Origin of the sequence: Acinetobacter sp. 1294596 (assembly GCF_000582925.1) — a bacterium.
Lineage (GTDB): Bacteria > Pseudomonadota > Gammaproteobacteria > Pseudomonadales > Moraxellaceae > Acinetobacter > Acinetobacter radioresistens.
In genome coordinates, this window is the sequence record NZ_JFCC01000004.1 from 58,339 (window position 1) to 79,966 (window position 21,628).

Sequence of the window (21,628 nt, forward strand, 5' to 3'; positions counted from 1 at the left end):
TTAGATATTCAAAAAACCCTGTCTTAAAGACAGGGTTTTTCTTATATAAAGAGAAAAAGATTACTGCATGAAACTTGTTTTTTTGATCCTTGCCCTGACGGTAGCTGGCCTGAGCCATGCAGCAGATACGACACCAGATGTATCCTACTATTTAAATCTTGCTCAACAGAAAAAGCTGGCCCAAGATATCACTTGGCAGCGCTTAATGTATGCCAATACTGCCGGCCATAGTGAGGTGAGCTATAAAGGATATTTTCTTGCGCCAGATGGACAGAAAAATCTGCAACAGGAAATGCAGCAGGATATTCAGGCCCTGTTTCAGGTCGCTGAACCGAATCAATCTGTCCGATGCAAATTTCCCGCCCGTAGCCGCTGGTTAATGCAGCAACTACAAATTTCCGAACACCAGTTGCCTCAAGCCAGCTGTCCTGAATTTGAAAGCTGGATCGGGCAGGTTAAGCCTTATAAGGCTACCCTTATTTATGCTACAGACTTTATGGGCAACCCAAGCTCCATGTTTGGGCACACTCTATTGCGGTTGGACCCTAAAGACCAGAAACAGTTAAATCTGGTCTCTTATGCAGTCAACTATGCAGCTACAGTAAACGGTACAGATAACTGGTCTTTTGCCTGGAAAGGCTTAACTGGCCGGTATCCTGGCGAATATTCCCTCATGCCGTATTACCGTAAGGTAAAAGAGTATGGAGATTTTGAAAGCCGTGATCTATGGGAATATGAACTGGATTTAAATCCAGAAGAAACCCGGTTTATGGTTGAACATATCTGGGAAATGCAGAAAGTGACATTCCCCTATTATTTTGTTAGTGACAACTGTGCTTACCGTTTATTAGGCTTAATTGATCTGGTACGTCCAGAAGCTAATTTACAGGAACAGTTCGGTTATGCTGCGATACCGGTAGAAACCTTGAAAGCAATGGATGAGCAGGGGCTTGTTAAAAATAAAATATATCGTCCGGCTTTAGAAACCCAATTATTGGCACAAGCACGGCAACATGGTAAAACCCTAGCTAAAACTGCTCATCAGGTTGCTTTTTCCGGAACTGAAGAAATGCCTGATCTTGTAAAGGACTATCCAGCGAATGATCAGGCTAAAATCCTGGAAATGGCTTATGATGATCTCTATCTACAATTTTTAAGACGCAAGGTTGATGAAAGTTTTGCCCAGCCACGTTTTCGTCAGCTGTTGGGCCTAAGAAGCCAGATCAATCTGGATAAACAGCGTCAGGAACCTGAACGACCGAAAATTGATCCTACTCAGAGTCATAAAGCACGTAATATTTCAATTAAAACCGGTGAGGTGCAGGGCCAGTCTTTTATAGAACTTGGTCACCGTCAGGCTTATCATGATCTTATTGATCCACAGGGCGGATTTCGCACCGGCACGCAGTTAAATTTCTGGGATGGTTCAATACAGTATCGGAATGACCAGTTAAAATTGGAGCATTTTGATTTTTTATCAGTAAACTCATATAACCCAATTACCCCTTTTAAAACGCCGTTATCATGGGGATTCAATTTTGGTTGGCAACAAGAAAGTGTGGAACAAGATGGACAGTTTAGTGAAGACCGTCAACACGGTGTATTAAACTTTAATGTTCAAGGTGGATATAGCTATGCTGATCAGGCCCGTGAACATTTATGTTATGTACAAGCTCAGACACATTTACAAGCTGGGAAGGCTCTAGATAAAGGATGGCGCATTGGCGCCGGACCAACGTTAGGATGTCAGAATATCTGGACAGAACAAGTGAACAGCTTGGTACAGGTGGCCTTACCCTACTGGGAGGATGCGCACCAATGGCAGTTAAAACTCAACACCCAGTTGCAATATGCCTTTACTCCACAAAATGCTCTGCGTTTGGGTTGGGAATATCAACAGCAGCACCATAAAAACTGGACTAAGACCAGTTTAGGATATATCAGATATTTCTAAATCCAATTAAAAAGACAGGTTTTAGTAGACTACATCTAAAATACCCTGAAGCGCATCATACGATAATTTGTTATATTGGTGGGCCTGTTAAAGGATAATTTAGGCCCTCTGGAATCAATTGTATGAATGAACAATGTATTACCATGCTTGCCGAGCAATGGAAGGATATATGCGGGCAATATTCTGCAACTGATTTAAACTATACTGCCCAATTTATCCAAGATAACTCGTTTTTACTGGTCGATGAGTTTTATAAAAATATGATGCAGGAGAAAGAGGCATCCTATTTTTTATCTGATGAGATTGTACAAAGCCGCCTGAAAACTACATTAAATCAGTGGTTACTCGATTGTTTTAATATGCCGTTTAAACAAAATTATGAAGAAGTTGTACAACGTCAACTGGTGATTGGCAATGTGCATGCGCGTATCGGTATTCCATCTTGGCTAATCATGCGCGGAATACGTGAAATTGAAAAAAAAGTCTTTTCTTTGCAAGCTTCTAGAACCCAGCAAAATATTTATGCTGTAACCAACTATATTGTACAGAGCATTGGTTTTGCCTCTGAAATTATGTGCCGTTCCTACGAAGCAAATATTGAAATTAATAATGATATTAAACATACCTACCGTTTATTTTCTGCGATGCAGGATGTATCGATTCAAAAGGATAAACAGCGCAGTTCCTTGTTAGACTGGGAAAATGAGCTGATGTTTAAAGTATTTTCAGACAGTGCTAGCTTTAATCATCTGCTATTGTCCAAATCAGAATTTGGTCTCTGGTTTATTCATAAAGCAGCCTATGCTTTTTCTGGCACAGACCAGGTACAGATTATTATTGATCGCATATATGAGGTAGATAAACTTAATCTGGCGGTACTTGAGAGCCAGGATAAAGCCAATGCGATTGCCCTAATACAGCGGATTCGTGAAAAAAATCGTGAAATACAGCATCTGGTTGATCAGTTATTTCAGGTTTCCGAGTATATCGGCTCGGGGAATGATTCTTTAACCCAGCTACTTAATCGTCGTTATTTAAATACGATTATTAACCGGGAAATTAATTTTTCCCGTAAAAATGGTTCACCCTTAACTTTACTGGCAATTGATGCTGACCATTTTAAAGGAATTAATGACAAGTTTGGTCATGCAGCAGGGGATCTGGCCTTACAGTTTCTGGCTGAAGTTTTACTCGAATGTACCAAAGGCAGTGATTATGCTTTTCGTATAGGGGGTGAGGAGTTTTTGCTGTTATTGGTCGATAGCGACCTGAGCCGGGCTCAAAGCGTTGCTGAAAATATCCGTATGCGGATTGAAGAAACCGTTATACGGTCTACTATGGGTGTCAGCTTTAATTTTACAGTCAGTGTAGGCGCCGTATTATATGATGGGCATCCTGATTACCAACGCTTTTTAGATGCCGCAGATTCGGCTTTATATGCGGCTAAAAACAATGGTCGAAACAATGTATATATGGGATAAATAACGGCATTACCTATACAGCAAGAGATAAAAAAAGCCCTGCGTTTGCAAGGCTTTTTAATTTTAAGCTTAGTAACTTTCAGGCACAGCACTCAAGAATTCACGGCGAGCTTCTTTATCTGTTTTAAAGTCACCTATAAAAGAAACTGTGCGTGTAGTAGATTCCTGTTTACCTACGCCACGCATCATCATACACATATGTGCAGAGTCAATCATGACCGCAACACCTCGTGCTTGAGTCACTTCTGCTACTGCTTCAGCAATTTGTTGGGTCAAATTTTCCTGAATCTGTAAACGACGGGCAAACATTTCAGTAATGCGGGCGAATTTGGACAGACCCAAAACGTTACCTTCTGGCAAATAAGCAATATGTACACGGCCATAAAATGGCAGAAGATGGTGCTCACAGAGTGAATAAAATTCGATATTTTTAACCAGTACCATTTCACGGTTATCCGAAGGGAAAACCGCATTATTGGTCACTTCTTCCAGTGTCTTGCTATAACCTGACGTGAGGTATGAGAACGCTTTGGCAGCACGCATCGGCGTATCTTTAAGACCGGGACGATTCAGGTCTTCACCAACGGCGGTTAGGATATTTGCGTAGGATTGCTGCATAGACATAAGGCGTGTTCACTTACACTGGTTGAACAAGGGCGACATTGTAACAGAAAACTATCAAAAGTCTGAGAGTTAATAAGCATGCCAATTACTGTTTAAATTTCAGATTTTTTTCAGCACGCTTAAGTAGTACCAACACTGCGCCTGTACCGCCCTGATTTTCAGGTGCACTGACAAAGGCCAGTACATCACGGTGCTGACGCAACCAGCCATTTACATAGGTTTTAAGCACAGCTTCTGGACCTTTACCATGCACTATTTTGATGACATTCTGATTTTCATCTTTTGCCATCTGAATAATTTGCAAAACTGCTTCACGTGCTTCTTCTACCGTGCAGCCATGGAGGTCGACCGCTTCAAACCAGCGTAAATTTCCCGCTTTTAAGTCTTCAAATACCTTATGTTGCAAGGTCGCGATACGATAGCTCAGTTTAGACTGGCTTCCAACCGGATTTAATACAGCTTGGGTATCTGAGAGTTCAGCCAGCTCAACTTCACGCGGCCCCTCAGCAGCTGCACGTTTAGCCAAGATCTGGGCATTGGGTTTAAACTTTCGTGTTTTTTCCACCTGAGCAATATTACTACCCTGCAGAGGTTGTACACCCTGCAAGGCTTTTTTAAACAGATCCAAGTCTTCACCAGAGTCTTTGTCATCCCGGGCTGATTGAACTTCAGTCTGCTTCGCTTCAGGTGAAGACTGAGGAATAGAAATCTGCTTTCTAAACTGTTTCAGCAGGTTTTGCTGGTCTTTAGAAAGTGTAGAGTCTTTTTTACTCATAAGATAAGGTTTCAACTCTCTGTGGCTGACCGAACAGGGCTGTGAAAGCCTGATCAGGATATGGCTGCTTCATAAAACTCTCCCCAACCAGAAATGCATGAATATCATGTTCCTGCATTAGCCGTACATCATCCGGACTGGCAATACCGCTTTCTGTGACTAAAAGTCGAGAAGGGTCGAGTAGTTTCTTTAAACGTAATGATGTATTGAGGTCAACCTCAAAGGTTTTCAAGTTACGGTTATTTACGCCAAGCAAACAACGGTCTGAAAGGTGTAAAGCACGTTCCAGTTCATATTCATCATGTACTTCTACCAGTACATCCATTCCCTGTTCAAAGGCGGTTTGAGACATTTCTTCAAGTTGCTGGTCAGATAATGAAGCAACAATCAGTAAAATACAGTCAGCATGAAGAGCACGAGCTTCAATAACATTGTAGGGATCAATCAGAAAGTCTTTACGTAATGCAGGCAGGCCACAGTGCGTGCGCGCAATCTGGATATTTTCATCAGCACCCTGGAAAAAGTCGACATCAGTTAGTACTGAAAGGCAGGCTGCACCTGCTTGTTCATACTGCCGGGCGATTTCTGCAGGATTAAAATTTTCACGAATGATTCCTTTAGACGGAGAAGCTTTCTTGATCTCTGCAATTACACCAGGATACTTGCATGACAGTGCCTGCACAAAACTACGCACAGGTGTCGCGGCCTGTGCCAGTTCTTCTATATCTTTTAAACTGCGCTGTTTTAAACGCGCAGCCAGTTCTTCAGTTTTACGGTCAACAATTTTACCAAGAATTGTGTTTGCAATATCTACCATGACTGTTTATTCCTGACCGTTATACTTCGTACTGTTTCAAAGTTTTAGTAAATTCTGATAATACGCTCATTTTTTCAAGTGCCTGTCCACCATAAATAATGTCATGCGCTAAAGCGACACCCTGTTTATAACTTTGACTCAACCCAGAAACATACAGTCCGGCACCTGCATTTAGAGCAATCATCTGGGCAGCTTTTTCACCTACCGGCGTTTTCTTTTTGCCTAATGCGTTTTTAATTAACGCCAGACTTTCATCAGAACTATTTACTACAAGACCAGTCAATGTCTGAGATTCTATCCCCACATCTTCAGGATTCAGTATCCATTCGGTAACTTCACCATTCTTTAGTTCAGCGACTGTAGTTGATGCTGCAAGACTGATTTCATCCAGGCCATCTTTGGAATGTACCACCATGACATGCTCGGCACCTAATTGGTTCATTACTTCTGCAATTGGGCTGCAAAGTTCATCAGAAAATACCCCAATTACAAAACGTTTGACGCCGGCCGGATTCGTAAGCGGGCCAAGCAAGTTGAAAATACTGCGAATACCCAGTTCTTTACGTGGGCCTACTGCATATTTCATGGCTTTATGATGGTTAGGTGCAAACAGGAAACCTATTCCCATTTCACGGATACAGCGCTCAGTTTGCTGCATGTTCAGATCAAGATTGATCTCTGCTTTTTCAAGCAGGTCGGAAGAACCAGACTTACTTGATACACCGCGGTTGCCATGCTTGGCGATTGTAGCGCCCGCTGCTGCAATAACAAATGCAGATGCAGTAGATACATTAAACAGATTCTGACCATCTCCACCTGTACCCACAATATCAACCAGATAAGGGATATCACTTACATCAATCTTAATAGCAAACTCACGCATAACTCGTGCGGCAGCAGTAATTTCATCAATACTTTCACCTTTCATGCGCAAGCCCATCATCAGTGCACCAATTTGGGCCTCTGTTGTACTGCCTTGCATAATACTACGCATGACTTCTTCCATTTGCGGCTGAGTCAGATGAATGTTTTTTGTAATATGATTAAGAGCTTGTTGAATGTTCATATAAATCACTTAAGCGTAAATTTCTAAAAAGTTCTGGAAAATTTTATGGCCATGCTGACTCAAGATTGATTCAGGATGAAACTGCACACCTTCTACTGGTAATGTCTTATGTTTTACACCCATGATCTCTTCCATCGAGCCATCTGCTTCCTTCGTCCAGCAATTCACTTCCAGGCAGTCTGGTAAACTCTCTTGATCAATCACCAGAGAGTGATAACGAGTTGCTGAAAAGGGTGAAGGTAAATGACTGAAAATTCCAGTATCATTGTGATACATGTCAGATAGACGGCCATGCATGACAGTTTTTGCTCGTATAATCTTTCCACCAAATGCCTGTCCAATACTTTGATGCCCCAAACACACACCGAGTAAGGGAATTTTACCGGCAAAATGCTGGATGGCTGGAATAGAAATACCAGCTTCTGTTGGAGAACAGGGACCAGGACCGATCACAAGATACTTGGGTTGCCATCGCTCAATATCATCTAATGTGACACTATCATTGCGAACGACTTTAACTTCTTGATTTAACTCGCCAAAATATTGGACGATGTTATAAGTAAAGCTGTCGTAATTGTCGATCATTAGAAGCATGAGCTTTTAACCTTTTGAAATGTATACACCTACGTGTCTTTAATTCGGATGAACTCTAAGAAAATATTTAACTAAAAACAGGAAACCCAGATTTAGAAATAAATACAAAAGAAAAATTAGAGCGAACAATATCATAGCAAAAAATCATGAATTGCTGCTGAACTATTTCTATTATAGTGTTGAGGCTTATACTTAATATTAAAAAATCTGGTAAATTCTCTTAAATAAACAATTAAGGATGGCCTAAGACTTAAAAAAATCATGCATAGGAGGAATATAAAATAGTGAGTAACTAAGCTACAGCTACTATGAATTAAAAATAAACAGTAACTGTTGAAAGCTGGCTATGGCTATCATCAAAACTTTTGAGCTAACTTCCCGCTAGAAATTAAAAAATAAATAATTTATTAAATTTAGAATATCTATTAGAGCTCCTTAAAAATAAAATCATACAAAAATAACTAAACACAGTCTTAACTTCTAAAAAAATGCACTATTTTGGTTCAATAATTCTATTATTATGAATAAAGTAATTTAAGAATGATTGATGATAGTGCAATTCAATCTGCACACAGTATAATACCCGCATAGCTAAGGTTTTTTTAATCTTCACACTATTAAGAAATTCAAAGCATTAGCTTAGTATTCTAAAGTTGGTATGGGAATTGCTTTATATTGAGCAACTACTAACATGCACTCGATAAGTGCAACAAAATTTCATCGGAGCAAAATGAGCATGGCGAACAAGGTCCTTCAACTCATAGAAGAAAGTGGCGCAAAATGGGTCGATTTTCGCTTTACTGATACCAAAGGCAAGGAACAGCATGTTACTTACCCGGCAGACAGTATTGATGAAGATACATTTGAAGATGGCAAAATGTTTGATGGTTCTTCAATCGCTGGCTGGAAAGGGATTGAAGCATCAGACATGATTTTACGTCCAGATGCAGAAACTGGCTTTATCGACCCGTTCTTTGCAGAGCCAACAGTTGTAGTAACTTGTGATGTGATTGAACCATCAACTGGACAAGGCTATGAACGTGATCCACGCTCCATTGCTCGTCGCGCAGAAGAATATTTAAAATCTACCGGTATCGGCGATACTGCATTCTTTGGCCCTGAACCAGAATTCTTCGTATTTGACGAAGTAAAATGGGACATCGATATGTCTGGTGCACGCCATACATTGATAGCTGAAGAAGCTGCCTGGTCTACAGGTAAGGATTATGAAGCAGGTAACTCTGGCCATCGTCCACGTGTAAAAGGTGGTTACTTCCCAGTTCCGCCAGTAGATTCTTCACAGGATATGCGTGCAGATATGTGTGCAAAAATTGAAGATATCATGGGACCAGGCCGTGTAGAAGTACATCACCATGAAGTTGCATCATGCCAGTTAGAAATTGGTGTGAGCTTCAATACCATGGTGCGCAAAGCAGATGAAGTTCAACAGTTCAAATATGCAGTTTGGAATGTTGCACATCAGTATGCAAAAACTGCTACTTTCATGCCTAAACCAATGGTAGGTGACAACGGTTCAGGTATGCATGTGCATATGTCGATCTCCAAAGATGGCAAAAACCTGTTCGCTGGTGATGAATATGCAGGCCTTTCAGAAATGGCATTGTATTTCATCGGTGGTGTGATCAAGCATGCTCGTGCACTGAATGCAATCACTAACCCTTCTACAAACTCGTACAAGCGTTTAGTGCCTCACTTTGAAGCACCAATTATGCTGGCTTACTCAGCACGTAACCGCTCTGCTTCTATCCGTATTCCTTACGTGTCTAGCCCTAAAGGCAAGCGTATTGAAGCACGTTTCCCAGATCCAATGATGAACCCGTACTTGGGTTTTGCAGCATTGTTGATGGCAGGCCTTGATGGTATTCAGAATAAAATCCATCCGGGTGAAGCGGCTGACAAGAACCTGTATGATCTTCCTCCTGAAGAAGAAGCAAAAATTCCTACAGTTGCCCATAGCCTCGATATGGCTCTTGAAGCACTAAAAGAAGATCACGAATTCCTGCTAAAAGGTGGCGTGTTTACTAAAGATATGTTAGATGCATATATCGAACTTAAAACTGAAGATGTGCGTCGTCTTAATACGACTACTCACCCAGTTGAGTTTGATATGTACTACAGCCTGTAAATCTATTCTGAATTTCACTGTAAAAAGACCCGCCTTTGTGCGGGTTTTTTTGTATGATGCTGTAATTGATAAACGATATGATGTTATGGCACCACGCAAAAAAAATACTGGATTTTTTCCATGGATTGATCCTCAGGATCACAATAAAGGTTTTAAACTGAATTTTTCTGAAGTGACTTATATAGAAATAGGACGTACACCTGAAGGTTATAAACAGGCAGAATTTGTTGCACTGCGACATCCTGAATTCGCTCTGGACTATGATTATCCAAAAAGTTTTTATCTCACTACCGAGGGCTTGATCTTAAAGAAATTACCGAGCGGGACATATGTAGTCATTGCTAAAACAGATAATGGTTAATTATGAAGTTGGGAAAGTTGTGAGTTCAAAATATAAAAACAAGCATGCTGAGCAGATTCCTGCAGTATTAAAAACGTGGTTATATGCATCAGGTTCCTTAACCCGACAATTAACCGATCTGGCTGGTGGACAGTTTAGGGTCGAGACGCTTAATGAATATTTTCAACGCCCTAACTTCGCTGACAGCCAGTGGATGAAAATGCCAGCTCAGCATACTTCCTGGGTACGTGATACTTATTTATATGGCTGTGAGACACAGCCTTGGGTCAAGGCGAAAAGTATCTTTCCGATACTGAGCCTGCAAGGGCGGGCACGTTTATTTCAACACATTGGTCAAAAGCCAATTGGACATTTTTTATTTCAGCGTACCCGGCCTGCCTGTGAGCGGCGTGTAGTTTATCTGGAAGAGGGGTGGACCCGCCAGAGCTGCTATACTTGGCATGGCTGCAAATTTATTGTGCAGGAGACATTCCTGCCAGCTTTTGAGTACTTTATTCAGCAATAACCTCGTTAAGGACAGTCATGGCAACTGTGCATCAGATTACTTGGCGTGAGCGCCTGGAAGCTTATTACTATTTATGCCGTTTTGATAAACCGATTGGTACCGAACTGGTTTTCTGGCCAACCATGTGGGCACTCTGGATAGCTTCAAAAGGTATACCGGACCTAAAAATTCTCTTTATTATGACTTTAGGCGTAATTTTTATGCGTGCTGCCGGTTGTGCTATTAATGACTTTGCTGACCGGAAGGTCGATGCACATGTAGAGCGTACCAAATCCCGGCCTTTGGCAACTGGTATAATTAGTGCTAAAGAAGCGGTTTTAGTATTTCTGGTTCTGGTTGCTGCCAGCGCGTGTCTGTTATTTTTCCTCCCTGTTCAAACTTTTTACTGGTCATTTGGCGCTTTATTGCTTGCATTCATATATCCTTTCATGAAGCGCTATACTCATTTGCCACAAGTCTTTTTAGGTGCAGCTTTTTCTTGGTCTATTCCCATGGCCTATACCGCAGTGGGCCAGACACCAGATTTAATCTGCTGGCTGCTTTATTTTGGAAATCTGTGCTGGACTGTTGCCTATGATACGCAGTATGCCATTACTGACCGTGAATATGATTTAAAGATTGGTGTAAAATCTACAGCCATCCTTTTTGGTCGTTATGACATTCAAATTATCGTACTTTTACAGTTATGCAGCCTTATTCTAATTGGTACAGCACTGTATTTAGAAAATATTTTATTCCCATGGGCGATGATTGCTTTAGTTGTGGTTGCATTCGATTTTATATATCAAACAATTAAAACCAAGGACCGCAATCCCCAAATATGTTTTTGGGCATTCCGTCATAATCGTTGGGTTGGATTCATAATTTTTCTGGGAATATTGTTAAATTTTATATCGTAAAAACAGTACTCAGGTTGAAAAGTGTTCTATGCAGGACACTTTTTTTGTGTCTTAATATTTGTGCATAAATTTATGCAGAATAAATAATTGATAAAAAGGATATTTTATGAGACGTTCAAGAATTGCTTTAACTATAACAAGTTTAGTTTCGGCTTTATTTCTTACAGCCTGTAATGATGAGAATGACGATTATAGAGGGGTAAATCCGGATCAGACATTTATTTCTGAAAAGTCTTATTCTAAAGATAGCTTGAGTGGCGCTTCATCTATAAAAATCATGTCCTATAATATGGTCAATGTACAAGGAAAAACAGCGGAAGCCACTGCGCTAGTGATGTTCCCTAAAGTTACTCAACCTAAGGATGGTTATCGAGTAGTGGTTTGGGAACACGGTACTGTAGGCGTAGGGGATAGCTGTGCACCAAGCAATAATACTATTAATCCACGCTTCAAAATTTTAGCTGATACATTATTGGCAGCTGGTTATGTGGTGATTGCTCCGGACTACGAAGGTTTAGGTACTCGAGGAATCCATCCATACCTTAATTTGGGAAGTGAAGCTAAATCTGCAATTGCAGCAGTAAAAGCTGCTAAAGATCAGTACGGCAGTCAGTTGAATAGTTCATGGATGTCGATTGGGCAATCTCAAGGTGGGCATGCCTCATTAGGAACAGCTGAGTTTGCTAATAATGACAGTAACTATAAAGGAGCGGTTGCAGCAGCACCAGCTTCTAGCCTTGGCTATATTATTTCTGTAGTTGCACCACAGGCAATTCAAGATATTCTTGGGAGAGAACAGGCGGGTACTGCGCCTGTTGGCACAGCTGTAGAAGTATATGCCGAGTTACTTGCATATGCTGCATATACCACAGTGGGTATTACTGCTTATGAACCTAGATTTAATTATCGTGAAATCTTCCAGCAACGTTCTCAAAGTATAGCCGAGTTTGCAGAAGGCACTACGGGCGAAAATGGAGTGTGTTTAACTGATTTGCATAACAAATTCGCAGATGATATTCGTGATTTTCTTGCGACTAATGCTGGTAAAACAGTTATGGACTATCCTGGTCTCGCTGGTAATTTTCAAGAGAATCCAACAGTGAAGAAATTTTTGGCTGATAATCAGCCTGCTACCAAAAAAATTAATTCACCTGTCATGATTGTTCAGGGAACTGCTGATATGGCTGTACCATATCCTGTTACTAATACCTTACAAGAGGGACTTAAAAAAATGGGAACTGATGTGACATTTGTCCCTGTTAACGGAGCCGCTCATACTCAGGCGATTGTATGTAGAAATGCTGAAATTTATCAATTTGTACAATCTAAGATGCCAGCTAGAACCAATATAGTGCTTGATCCATCAATAATAGATGCAAGTAAAAATGTTGAATGTACTGGAGTAGCCCAATAATTTTTTATATTTAAAATATTCAAATTAAAAGGGTCTTAAAGAAGGCCCTTTTTTTGTTATATTGGGTCAGTTTTAAATTATTTATCTTTGATATTTCTATGACTAAAGAAACGGTGCAATCGAAAGCTAAATTATGGGTATTGATGGGACTGGGTTTATTGATTCCAATTTTTCTGGTCAGTATGGCTTATATTGCAGTAAACAGTGATGCCAAGAATCAGGAAAAGTACCGACAGCAACAAGCTGAACAACTGGCAAAAATCAAGGCACGTGAAGAAGCAGAAAAATTAAAGAAAGAATGAAATTTCAGGCAGAGTTATTAAATATATTCTCAAAAGCTTAAAGTATATCTTTTTGAAGCTGTCGAATAGTTGGAATTTCTGTATATCGTATAATCCTGTAGTCCGCTTCTTTGAGCATCGCATCCCGTTGTCGGTCTTCTTCTTCTTTATAAAGATGTGTAGGGTCATCAAGTTCAATTATGGCAATCACTTCAAACTGAGTGTTTAGAATGACAAAATCTGTAACTTTGCGATTAAATTTCTGACGGATTTTATAGTCATCGCTCGTAATGAGTGCACTAAATGCCACTTGAGCCAGTATATGCTGCTGTGGGAGAGCCTCTTTAAGGCGAATAAACATGCGCTTCTCAAAGGCAGTAATGACCGGTTTAGCCGAAAACTGCTTTTTAGAAGTAAGGTACTGCTGAAGACTTAAATATAGGAGTCCAAGACTTGCCAAGATACCAATAATTAGAAATGAATTATGAATAAATTCTGACACAGTAAGATCTTTCTATAAGAAAAAAGCCCACTTAAATAAGCGGGCTTTTTAGAATCTTGGCTCTCCCACCTGGGCTCGAACCAGGGACCTGCGGATTAACAGTCCGTCGCTCTACCGACTGAGCTATGGGAGAATCTGTGGGCTATTCTATGGAGGAAGAGATAAATGGTCAAGTGGAAATAGCTAAAAAATCATTAGATTTAAAGCGTTTGTTTTAAAAATATTCAGTAAGTGAATCTTGGCGAACAATAAGACCTATCAATAGGAATAACTTGAATATATTCTTGGCGTAATAAAAAAAAGCCCACTTAAATAAGGGGGCTTTTTAGAATCTTGGCTCTCCCACCTGGGCTCGAACCAGGGACCTGCGGATTAACAGTCCGTCGCTCTACCGACTGAGCTATGGGAGAATCTGTGGGCCATTCTACGGATCAATTATATAGGCGTCAATTAAATAATTTATAAGAATAAACTGATTGATCTATAAATATTCATTTATAAAATAATGTAATAAAAAATCACCCCGCAGGGTGACTTTTTAAGGCAAGAGAAAGATTATTTCTCAACTCCAGCAGGCTGGCCTGCAAGTTTTGCATTTACATATTCCCAGTTTACCAGGCTTTCCAGGAAAGTAGAGATATACTTAGGGCGCGCATTGCGGTAGTCGATATAATATGCATGCTCCCATACATCAATGGTCAGAATCGCTACTTTACCATGAGCCAATGGCGTATCTGCATTTGAAGTTTTCATGATTGACAGGTTGCCATTTACTTCATCAGCCACTAACCAAGCCCAACCTGAACCAAATTGTGTAGTAGCCGCAGTTGCGAATTCTTCAGCAAATTTTTCATAAGAACCGAAAGCTGCATCAATTTTCTCGGCAACAGGACCAGTAGCTTTACCGCCACCATTTTTAGTCATACAGTTCCAGTAGAATGTATGATTCCATACTTGGGCTGCATTGTTAAAAATACCTGCTTTAGATGCATCACCCGCAGTTGCTTTGATGATGTCGTCCAGCTCTTTACCTTCGAGGTCAGTACCTTCGATTGCTTTAACCAGATTCACCACATAAGTGTTGTGATGTTTGTCATGGTGGAATTCTAAAGTTTCTTTACTAATGTGCGGCTCAAGCGCATCGTAGTCATAAGGAAGAGGAGGTAAAGTAATGGTTGTCATGTTCTAATTCCTTGCATTTGCTGGGTTATACAATTAAGTGCCTCTATTGTAATTGATTATCTGCATGGTAGGCCACGCTTTTTAAATAACAATACATAATAAAGGCCGAATTTATAAACTTGTAAACGATTCCAATCGTAACATAAGGTTTAAACCGGATTGTTCAGTTCATGATAATGATATTCGAGGGCAAACTGTTCAGCCAGTGCTTGACCTAAGCGTTGTACACCATAACGTTCAGTCGCATGGTGCCCACAGGCATAGTAATGCACATCTAATTCCTGAGCCTCATAATAAGTTCGCTCACTAACCTCACCGGAAATATAAGCATCACAACCCTGAACAGCTGCTTTAGTAATGAAATCCTGAGCAGCTCCAGTACAAAAACCTATTTTTTGCACAGATAACTTTTCCGCAGGTAGATGAAGTACCTGGGTGTTTAAACGTTCTGCCAGATAATTTCTAAATGCTTCCGGACTTAATGCTTCTGGTAAATAACCAATGTTACCCACCGGATGCCGTTCAGATGGATCAAGTGCTTCAAGATGCTCAAGGCCAAGTAAATCAGAAATGGCAGCATTATTACCCAATGTTGGGTGTGAATCTAAAGGTAAATGAAAAGCGACAAGAGAGATGTTATTCTGTATTAAAGTTTTAATACGTTTGCCGCGCATACCGGTAATCGGATAGGGTTCGCCTTTCCAGAAATAACCATGATGAACCAATAACAGATCTGCTTTTTGTGCAATCGCCGCATCAATAGCTTCTTGTGATGCAGTAACTGCACACAAAATTTTATTTACTTCCTGCGAGCCTTCAATTTGCAAACCGTTCGGCGCATAGTCACGAAATTCGGAAGTTTTCAATGTCTGATCACACCATTGAAGAATATCAGTCAACCTGGCCATGATTTACCTTAATAATTAAACTGGACAATGGGATATAGAAACATATTTTATCTTGTAACTAAAGCCAGACAAAACTTTAGTGTGTTTTAAAGCGTATATTTTGTATTTGTATTACAATCACCTAGATCTATTACGCATTAACAAATCAAAAGAATCTAGAGGATAATAACGTGCGCCGAACCTTTGCCTGGTTACCTTGGGTACTGCTGGTCATTGTGATTATCAGTTTTATTGGCTGGCAGAAATTCCATCAGCCCAAAGCGCCAGTCGCTGCTGATGGCGTAAAAATGCCTGCTGAAAAAGTTGAACCTTTAATTGATACCTCCCGTTCTGGAGGAGTAGTCTCTTATAATGCGGCAGTAAAAGTTGCTGCACCTGCGGTGGTTAATATTTTTACCACGCAAAAAGTTCGGCAGATGAATCATCCTTTATTAAATGATCCGCATTTCGTGAATTTTTTGGGGACCAGCTACCAGACCAGTTTAATAGCCAGCAGAATGAAAACAGTCTTGGCTCAGGTGTTATTGTACGTCCTGATGGATACATCCTGACCAATAACCATGTAGTGGCACAAGCAGAACAGATTGTGGTGGCTTTAAATGATGGTCGCCGTGCTGAAGCAAAAATTATTGGTACTGATCCTGATACTGACCTTGCCGTTATCAAGATTGAACTGGATAAATTACCTGTTTTACCTTTTAAACTCAGTGGTAATGAAGTCGGTGATGTGGTGTTGGCAATTGGTAACCCGTTTGGGGTAGGGCAAACGGTAACGCAGGGAATTATCTCTGCAACTGGTCGTTCTGATTTGGGAATAAATACCTATGAAGACTTTATCCAGACAGACGCTGCAATTAACCCGGGTAACTCAGGCGGTGCATTAATCGATGTTGCAGGTAATCTGATTGGGGTAAATACGGCAATTTTCTCACAGACCGGTGGCTCACTTGGAATAGGTTTTGCCATTCCGGCTAAAGTCTGTCAGCAGGTGTTAAATGCCATTTTGAAAGATGGCCGCGTAGTAAGAGGATGGCTAGGTATCAGTCTGGTCCCACCTGCACAAACTGATGTACTGGCACCACGTGAGCCAGGTGTCGTGGTTGCGGGAGTACTGGGTAATGGCCCAGCTGCCAAAGCCGGTGTAAAGGTAGGGGACCGCATTTTAAAAGTGAATAATGAGCAGATTACCTCAACATCTCATTTAATCAATTATGTCGCTCTGCAAGCACCGAACAGCACTATCCAGCTTCTGGTGGAGCGCGAAGGCAAGCAGCAGACCTTAAACGTAAATGTAGGAGAGCGTGAAGTTCAGAATCAGAACTCCCAGTTTATTCCATTACCTCGCCGTTAATCTTCCAGTAAAAAGCCTCTATATGGAGGCTTTTTTTATATTTATTTTAAAACTACAACTGGTTAGAAGATTGAGAAGAAAGAAACTCAGCCTTAAATGTGGCAATAGCTTCAATTCGGCGCTGAATCAACATTTCTCCAATATCCGGCCCTTGTATTTCCGGAGGTAAGTCTTGCGCCTTGATTGAACGGACAATCTCGATGACTTGATACATGTAGCTGGCTTGCGGATAAGGACGGTTTTCTAGACCTAAGCGGCCTCTAGAGTCACATTCACATGCCTGTACAAAAGCTTCGACCCGTTCCGGACGGCGTAAAACATCTAAACGCTGCAACAGGCGCCATAAGGTTCCAGGTTTTAGAGTTAAAGCCTGATGGCATTTTAAGTGTTCTTTGCAGACTGCCAGAGCCAGTTGCTTGGTAGTAGCAGGAACTTTTAAACGATCGCATACAGCAGTTACGGGTTTTACACCACGTTCTTCATGCATGATATGGCGGGGGAGAATATCTGTTGGCGTAAGGGGTTTGCCAAGGGCATGAACCAGTACCGCAAAACGTACATCAAGTGAATAATTCGCCTGACATGCCTGTTGTAAGGACATCAGTGTATGAATTCCGCAGTCAATTTCAGGATGATATTCTGGACGTTGGGGAACTCCAAACAGGGCATTCAGTTCGGGTAACAGGATATTTAAAGCGCCACATTCACGTAAAACTTCAAAATAGACATCAGCGCGCTGTTCCATTAACGCACGAGAGGTTTCTTTCCAGACCCGCTCTGGGGTCAAAGTATCCAGTTCGCCTGTATTGACCAGTTGCTGCATGAGACCCATGGTCTCTTCAGCAATTTTAAAACCGTAAGGAGCATAGCGAGCAGCAAAACGGGCAACACGTAATACCCGAAGCGGATCTTCAATAAAGGCATCGGAAACATGGCGTAAAACTTTATTTTTGAGATCTTGCCGGCCCTGATATGGATCATATACCTGACCTTGTTCATCCATGGCCATAGCATTAATCGTTAAATCGCGACGGATTAAATCTTCTTCCAGAGTCACGCTACTATCCGTATGGAATTCAAAACCATGATAGCCTTGACCGGATTTACGCTCAGTACGCGCTAAAGCATATTCATCCTTAGTATCAGGATGCAGAAATACTGGAAAATCCTTACCAACTGGCATAAAACCCTGAGCGAGAAGCTGCTCAGGCGTTGCTCCTACCACAACATAATCTTTTTCTTGATAGGGATGGCCAAGCAAATGGTCCCGGACAGCACCGCCTACTAAATAAACTTGCATGAAAAAACCTCTATTCTTCAAGCAATCATGCAACAGAATAGAGGTTTTCTCAAGTAAAGAACTTTAGCTTTTATTCAGTTGAAGCTTATACCTCAGCTTGCTGAATTTCAGCAACAGTCAGTGCAGTCATATTAACCAGACGACGGGTGGTGGCGGTTGGGGTTAAAATATGCACCGGTTTAGCAGCACCGAGCAGAATCGGGCCAATTGTTACGTTATTGCCTGAAGTAGATTTAAGCAGGTTAAACGAAATATTGGCTGCATCCAGATTTGGCATAATCAGCAAGTTGGCAGAACCTTTGAAGCGTGAATTCGGGAATGCAAAATGACGAATATTTTCATCAAGTGCTGCATCACCGTGCATTTCACCTTCAACTTCCAGCTCTGGCGCAATGCGTGACAGAATTTCATATACCTGACGCATTTTTTGTGCACTTGCATCCGTCTGGTCAGAACCGAAGCTTGAATGTGATAACAGGGCAATGCGGGGCGCGATCCCAAAACGGCGTACTTCTTCAGCTGCCAGAATTGTCATTTCAGCGAGCTGCTCGGCAGTCGGATTAGTATTGACATAGGTATCTGCAATAAACAGGGTGCGGTCTTCAAGCATTAATGCATTTAAAGTGAAGAACGTACTACGACCTTCACGTAACCCAATGACATTTTTAACAAAATCTAGGTGAATGTCATAGCTTGAATATGTACCGCAGAGCATACCATCTGCTTTGCCATGACGTACCAGCATGCCTGCAATCAAAGTGGAGCGGCGACGTGCCTCACGCTGTGCATATTCAGGTGTTACCCCTTTACGCTGCATTAACTGATAATAATCGTCCGCAAACTTTTCATAGTCAGGATTCTTTTCCTGATCTACGATTTCAATATTTACGCCCTGTTCAAGACGCAATCCTAGTTTTTTGATATTAGCTTCAATAACCGCAGTACGTCCAACCAGAATCGGCTTAGCCAGACCTTCATCTACTGCAATCTGAACAGCACGTAATACACGAAGGTCTTCACCCTCAGCATAAGCAATGCGTTTCGGATCAGTCTTCGCCTGTGCAAAAATTGGCTTCATGATAAATGCCGAGTTATAAACAAACTCGGACAAACGCTGGCGATAAGCTGAGAAATCTTCAATCGGGCGGGTAGCTACACCAGAATCCATCGCTGCCTGAGCGATAGCAGGAGCAATTTCCAGAATTAGGCGTTGATCCAGTGGACGCGGAATTAAATATTCACGGCCAAATGAAGCTGATTTTTCGCCATATGTCGCTGCATCTGCTTCAATATGTGCCATACGTGCAATCGCATGTACACAGGCAATTTTCATTTCTTCATTAATTGTAGTTGCACCCACATCAAGTGCGCCACGGAAGATATACGGGAAGCACAGGGCATTATTGACCTGATTCGGATAGTCTGAACGGCCTGTTGCCATAATGACATCAGGACGGACCTCGTGAGCATGTTCAGGCAGAATTTCAGGGTCCGGATTGGCAAGTGCGAAAATAATCGGGTTCTCTGCCATTTGCTTGACCATTTCTTTGGTCAGGATACCTGCGGCAGAAAGCCCCAGGAACATATCTGCACCGGCCATGACTTCATGGAGCTGGGTTTGCGGAATGTCCTGTACATAGCGTTTTTTAGACTCATCCAGCCCATCACGTGAGGTGGTTAGCAGGCCTCGAGAGTCAGCAACAATAATATTGTCTTTGTTTACGCCCAGCGCACACAGCAGATCAAGACAAGATAACGCAGCAGCACCGGCGCCTGAGGCTACAATCTTGATCTCATCAATTTTTTTATTGATCAGTTGCAAGGCATTTAGCAGGGCAGAACCTACAATAATACTGGTACCATGCTGGTCATCATGAAATACCGGAATATTCATGCGCTCACGGAGTTTGCGCTCAATATAAAAACATTCTGGTGCTTTAATGTCTTCAAGGTTGATACCGCCGAATGTAGGCTCAAGTGCTGCCACAATATCAACAATCTTGTCGGGATCATTTTCAGCAATTTCAATATCAAATACATCGACACCGGCAAATTTTTTAAAGAGTACACCTTTGCCTTCCATTACCGGTTTAGAGGCTAATGGACCAATATTCCCCAGTCCTAAAACAGCAGTACCATTACTGACCACAGCAACCAGATTGCCCCGTGCCGTATATTTTGCGGCAGCTGAAGGGTCACGTTCAATCTCAAGACACGGAGCTGCAACACCTGGAGAATAGGCTAAAGCCAGATCACGCTGGTTGACAAGCTGTTTGCTTGGAGTGACGCTAATTTTTCCTGGTGTTGGGAATTCATGATAGTACAAAGCTTGCTGTTTTAATGATTGATCGTCCATTTGAATCTCGATTGTTACATGTGTTGGCCCAGCAGCATGCTGGTCGGTTTTGGCTAAATTTTATCGAATATACCATTACTTGAGCGCTTATCCCAGCGTAAAACCAGGCTTTTTCCATTCACTCAAGTTATAGTCATAATGTCTGGCTTTATAGTTAAAATATTTTAAGAAAAAAGCGAGCTGAAAATAAAAGCTCACAATGCCCAGAGGATATAAGAGCTTATATCAAAATGATTACGGGTTTTTTTAAATACGAATATAACTGAAACTAGTCATTAGTTAATCACGTATTTACAAGCTTGAGTTAAAAGTGATGAATAATGACTTAATTTAACTTCGTATATTGGTATAAGTCTAGTGTGTTGAGAAATGGTGATTTAAGATAGACAAAGCGACTACAGGCGCTGTTTCAGTACGCAGTATGCGTTCTCCAATGCACCAGTTTTTAAAGCCAGCATGATTGGCCATGTCTATTTCTGCTTCACTCAACCCGCCTTCCGGACCGATTAACAGTGCCAGATCTGTTTGAGCATCGGTTAAAACATTCTGCTGACGCTTATTGGGAGCAAGCACTAGCCGGGTTGCTGGTAAATTCTGCTGTAGCCAGTCTGTGAGTGGAACAGGGGGTAATATCTCTGGAATCCGGTTCATGCCACATTGCTCACAGGCTGCAATTACAACAGCTTGCCAGTGATCGAGCTTTTTTTGATCGCGATCGTATTTTAAGCGCATTTCACATCGTTCTGATGTTAACAGCTGAATGGTCGTAACACCCAGTTCTGTGGCTTTCTGAATGACATAATCCATTCGGTCACCTTTGCTCATGACCTGACCCAATACTGTTGTAAAAGGTGGAGTACGATCTGCCGGGTTAGACGACCTGATTGCAACAGATGCAGTTTTCTTGCTGATTTCTGTCAAATTCGCTTCAAATTCACCACCCCGTCCATTGAACAGGGTGGCACTGTCACCAATCTGTGCACGTAATACCTTCACCCAATGATGAAACACTGTTTCTGTAAGCTCAACTGTTGTTCCTACAGTTAAATCAGCTTCAATATAAAAACGTGGCATGAATGTATTACTCTTCAAAAAAGCAGATGATTAATTTA

19 protein-coding genes, 2 tRNA genes and 1 pseudogene are annotated in these 21,628 nt (G+C 41.4%); 9 read left to right on the forward strand and 13 right to left on the reverse strand.

Going from position 1 to position 21,628, the window contains the following annotated elements; translation table 11 throughout:
- Window positions 1–67: 67 nt before the first annotated feature.
- Together J502_RS03090 and J502_RS03095 are read left to right on the forward strand one after the other, a co-directional pair.
- Complete coding sequence (locus tag J502_RS03090; RefSeq protein WP_005015139.1) at window positions 68–1,954, forward strand: Lnb N-terminal periplasmic domain-containing protein; 1,887 nt, start codon at window positions 68–70, stop codon at window positions 1,952–1,954.
- Window positions 1,955–2,076: 122 nt separating this feature from the next.
- Window positions 2,077–3,435: a diguanylate cyclase gene (locus J502_RS03095; protein WP_005015137.1), complete on the forward strand. Its 1,359-nt coding sequence runs from the start codon at window positions 2,077–2,079 to the stop codon at window positions 3,433–3,435.
- 69 nt (window positions 3,436–3,504) lie between these two features.
- On the opposite strand, the gene folE is transcribed toward J502_RS03095, so the two are convergent.
- The 5 genes from folE to J502_RS03120 form a co-directional block, all read right to left on the reverse strand.
- Window positions 3,505–4,053 (reverse strand): GTP cyclohydrolase I FolE, encoded by a 549-nt coding sequence (gene folE, locus J502_RS03100; protein WP_171053875.1) that lies wholly within the window; start codon window positions 4,051–4,053, stop codon window positions 3,505–3,507.
- Window positions 4,054–4,144: 91 nt separating this feature from the next.
- Entirely contained in the window at window positions 4,145–4,834 is a 690-nt protein-coding gene (locus J502_RS03105; protein WP_005015133.1) for a Smr/MutS family protein, read from the reverse strand.
- Window positions 4,827–5,651, reverse strand: coding sequence for an indole-3-glycerol phosphate synthase TrpC (gene trpC, locus J502_RS03110; RefSeq protein WP_034683102.1), 825 nt, complete (start codon window positions 5,649–5,651; stop codon window positions 4,827–4,829). Before trpC ends, J502_RS03105 begins: the two co-directional genes overlap by 8 nt.
- Before the next feature lie 19 nt (window positions 5,652–5,670).
- Window positions 5,671–6,717, reverse strand: coding sequence for an anthranilate phosphoribosyltransferase (gene trpD / locus J502_RS03115; RefSeq protein WP_034683105.1), 1,047 nt, complete (start codon window positions 6,715–6,717; stop codon window positions 5,671–5,673).
- A gap of 9 nt (window positions 6,718–6,726) precedes the next feature.
- Window positions 6,727–7,311: an aminodeoxychorismate/anthranilate synthase component II gene (locus tag J502_RS03120; RefSeq protein ID WP_034683107.1), complete on the reverse strand. Its 585-nt coding sequence runs from the start codon at window positions 7,309–7,311 to the stop codon at window positions 6,727–6,729.
- A 730-nt stretch (window positions 7,312–8,041) separates the two neighbouring features.
- Between J502_RS03120 and glnA the strand changes: the two genes are divergently transcribed.
- From glnA to J502_RS03150, 6 genes are all read left to right on the forward strand, one after another.
- Window positions 8,042–9,457, forward strand: a complete 1,416-nt coding sequence (glnA, locus tag J502_RS03125; RefSeq protein WP_005404245.1) for a type I glutamate--ammonia ligase — start codon at window positions 8,042–8,044, stop codon at window positions 9,455–9,457.
- A gap of 85 nt (window positions 9,458–9,542) precedes the next feature.
- Window positions 9,543–9,818, forward strand: coding sequence for a hypothetical protein (locus J502_RS03130; protein WP_005404889.1), 276 nt, complete (start codon window positions 9,543–9,545; stop codon window positions 9,816–9,818).
- The gene (locus tag J502_RS03135; RefSeq protein ID WP_005015119.1) at window positions 9,811–10,323 is read left to right on the forward strand and encodes a chorismate--pyruvate lyase family protein; all 513 of its coding nucleotides are present in this window, start codon (window positions 9,811–9,813) and stop codon (window positions 10,321–10,323) included. The genes J502_RS03130 and J502_RS03135 overlap by 8 nt, the downstream gene beginning before the upstream one ends.
- Before the next feature lie 17 nt (window positions 10,324–10,340).
- Window positions 10,341–11,222 (forward strand): 4-hydroxybenzoate octaprenyltransferase, encoded by an 882-nt coding sequence (gene ubiA / locus J502_RS03140; protein WP_005015117.1) that lies wholly within the window; start codon window positions 10,341–10,343, stop codon window positions 11,220–11,222.
- 106 nt (window positions 11,223–11,328) lie between these two features.
- A complete protein-coding gene (locus J502_RS03145) occupies window positions 11,329–12,636 on the forward strand; it encodes an alpha/beta hydrolase family protein (protein WP_005015115.1) in 1,308 nt (435 codons plus the stop codon).
- Window positions 12,637–12,734: 98 nt separating this feature from the next.
- The gene (locus tag J502_RS03150; protein WP_034428789.1) at window positions 12,735–12,938 is read left to right on the forward strand and encodes a hypothetical protein; all 204 of its coding nucleotides are present in this window, start codon (window positions 12,735–12,737) and stop codon (window positions 12,936–12,938) included.
- A 37-nt stretch (window positions 12,939–12,975) separates the two neighbouring features.
- Here J502_RS03150 and J502_RS03155 read toward each other — a convergent pair whose 3' ends face one another.
- The 5 genes from J502_RS03155 to J502_RS03175 all read right to left on the reverse strand — a co-directional run bounded on the left by J502_RS03155 (window position 12,976) and on the right by J502_RS03175 (window position 15,509).
- On the reverse strand, window positions 12,976–13,419 hold the full coding sequence (locus J502_RS03155; protein WP_005015110.1) for a DUF2726 domain-containing protein: 444 nt from the start codon (window positions 13,417–13,419) through the stop codon (window positions 12,976–12,978).
- A gap of 57 nt (window positions 13,420–13,476) precedes the next feature.
- Window positions 13,477–13,552, reverse strand: a tRNA-Asn gene (locus J502_RS03160).
- 201 nt (window positions 13,553–13,753) lie between these two features.
- Window positions 13,754–13,829, reverse strand: a tRNA-Asn gene (locus tag J502_RS03165).
- A gap of 145 nt (window positions 13,830–13,974) precedes the next feature.
- Window positions 13,975–14,601, reverse strand: coding sequence for a superoxide dismutase SodB (sodB, locus tag J502_RS03170; RefSeq protein WP_005015109.1), 627 nt, complete (start codon window positions 14,599–14,601; stop codon window positions 13,975–13,977).
- A 149-nt stretch (window positions 14,602–14,750) separates the two neighbouring features.
- Complete coding sequence (locus J502_RS03175) at window positions 14,751–15,509, reverse strand: Nif3-like dinuclear metal center hexameric protein (protein WP_005025232.1); 759 nt, start codon at window positions 15,507–15,509, stop codon at window positions 14,751–14,753.
- A gap of 170 nt (window positions 15,510–15,679) precedes the next feature.
- Between J502_RS03175 and J502_RS03180 the strand changes: the two are divergent.
- Window positions 15,680–16,860: pseudogene (locus J502_RS03180) on the forward strand (S1C family serine protease).
- A 52-nt stretch (window positions 16,861–16,912) separates the two neighbouring features.
- On the opposite strand, the gene J502_RS03185 reads toward J502_RS03180, so the two are convergent.
- The 3 genes from J502_RS03185 to J502_RS03195 all read right to left on the reverse strand — a co-directional run bounded on the left by J502_RS03185 (window position 16,913) and on the right by J502_RS03195 (window position 21,590).
- On the reverse strand, window positions 16,913–18,160 hold the full coding sequence (locus J502_RS03185; RefSeq protein WP_034683110.1) for a multifunctional CCA addition/repair protein: 1,248 nt from the start codon (window positions 18,158–18,160) through the stop codon (window positions 16,913–16,915).
- Between the two features lie 85 nt (window positions 18,161–18,245).
- Complete coding sequence (locus tag J502_RS03190; protein WP_005015102.1) at window positions 18,246–20,516, reverse strand: NADP-dependent malic enzyme; 2,271 nt, start codon at window positions 20,514–20,516, stop codon at window positions 18,246–18,248.
- 354 nt (window positions 20,517–20,870) lie between these two features.
- On the reverse strand, window positions 20,871–21,590 hold the full coding sequence (locus J502_RS03195; protein WP_005015100.1) for a 16S rRNA (uracil(1498)-N(3))-methyltransferase: 720 nt from the start codon (window positions 21,588–21,590) through the stop codon (window positions 20,871–20,873).
- Window positions 21,591–21,628: the final 38 nt, after the last annotated feature.

Coding starts and splice junctions, on each gene's coding strand:
- J502_RS03150 (WP_034428789.1), top strand. CDS start 12,735: ATGACTAAAGAAACGGTGCAATCGAAAGCTAAATTATGGGTATTGATG.
- J502_RS03190 (WP_005015102.1), bottom strand. CDS start 20,516: ATGGACGATCAATCATTAAAACAGCAAGCTTTGTACTATCATGAATTC.
- sodB (WP_005015109.1), bottom strand. CDS start 14,601: ATGACAACCATTACTTTACCTCCTCTTCCTTATGACTACGATGCGCTT.
- glnA (WP_005404245.1), top strand. CDS start 8,042: ATGAGCATGGCGAACAAGGTCCTTCAACTCATAGAAGAAAGTGGCGCA.
- J502_RS03105 (WP_005015133.1), bottom strand. CDS start 4,834: ATGAGTAAAAAAGACTCTACACTTTCTAAAGACCAGCAAAACCTGCTG.
- J502_RS03120 (WP_034683107.1), bottom strand. CDS start 7,311: ATGCTTCTAATGATCGACAATTACGACAGCTTTACTTATAACATCGTC.
- J502_RS03130 (WP_005404889.1), top strand. CDS start 9,543: ATGGCACCACGCAAAAAAAATACTGGATTTTTTCCATGGATTGATCCT.
- J502_RS03185 (WP_034683110.1), bottom strand. CDS start 18,160: ATGCAAGTTTATTTAGTAGGCGGTGCTGTCCGGGACCATTTGCTTGGC.
- J502_RS03090 (WP_005015139.1), top strand. CDS start 68: ATGAAACTTGTTTTTTTGATCCTTGCCCTGACGGTAGCTGGCCTGAGC.
- ubiA (WP_005015117.1), top strand. CDS start 10,341: ATGGCAACTGTGCATCAGATTACTTGGCGTGAGCGCCTGGAAGCTTAT.
- J502_RS03195 (WP_005015100.1), bottom strand. CDS start 21,590: ATGCCACGTTTTTATATTGAAGCTGATTTAACTGTAGGAACAACAGTT.
- J502_RS03095 (WP_005015137.1), top strand. CDS start 2,077: ATGAATGAACAATGTATTACCATGCTTGCCGAGCAATGGAAGGATATA.
- trpD (WP_034683105.1), bottom strand. CDS start 6,717: ATGAACATTCAACAAGCTCTTAATCATATTACAAAAAACATTCATCTG.
- J502_RS03145 (WP_005015115.1), top strand. CDS start 11,329: ATGAGACGTTCAAGAATTGCTTTAACTATAACAAGTTTAGTTTCGGCT.
- folE (WP_171053875.1), bottom strand. CDS start 4,053: ATGCAGCAATCCTACGCAAATATCCTAACCGCCGTTGGTGAAGACCTG.
- J502_RS03135 (WP_005015119.1), top strand. CDS start 9,811: ATGGTTAATTATGAAGTTGGGAAAGTTGTGAGTTCAAAATATAAAAAC.
- trpC (WP_034683102.1), bottom strand. CDS start 5,651: ATGGTAGATATTGCAAACACAATTCTTGGTAAAATTGTTGACCGTAAA.
- J502_RS03175 (WP_005025232.1), bottom strand. CDS start 15,509: ATGGCCAGGTTGACTGATATTCTTCAATGGTGTGATCAGACATTGAAA.